Here is a 420-nt window from a genome sequence, read left to right on the forward strand (position 1 = left end):
AAGAATCATATTAACTTGATTAATAACCCACATCGGTATGCTAATTTTCAAGTTTTAAGAGCTTCAGATATACCCTCCGTCTTGATAGAGATAGGTTATTTATCCAATAAAGAGGACGCAAAGTTATTAAATGATCCTCATTGGAGAAAACAAATGGCAGCCTCTATTGCTCATTCTATTCGTCAATTTGCTCATTATAGGCAGAAAATGATACAGCCTCTTTAAATTTGTGAGAAAATAGAGTATCAATATGGGGTTCTAGTGTACCCTAGTATAAATAAAAGATAGAAAACAATTTCTCTTGATCCCAATCTTGTGGTGATATCCGCTTGGTGTGTTTGAAGTAACGTATTTTTTCTTTGATTAATTCTTAAGAAAGCGATAGCCGTTTTTATGATGATTTTTTGAAGATATCTTCTT

General features: G+C 32.4%; 1 protein-coding gene. It reads left to right on the forward strand.

From position 1 onward, the window contains the following. Window positions 1–225, forward strand: a 225-nt coding sequence (locus J7R13_RS09100; RefSeq protein ID WP_208438331.1) for an N-acetylmuramoyl-L-alanine amidase family protein, incomplete at its 5' end; no start/stop codon positions are given. Between the last annotated feature and the right edge of the window lie 195 nt (window positions 226–420).

The organism is Bartonella taylorii 8TBB (genome assembly GCF_902825155.1).
Classification (GTDB): Bacteria; Pseudomonadota; Alphaproteobacteria; order Rhizobiales; family Rhizobiaceae; genus Bartonella; species Bartonella taylorii_A.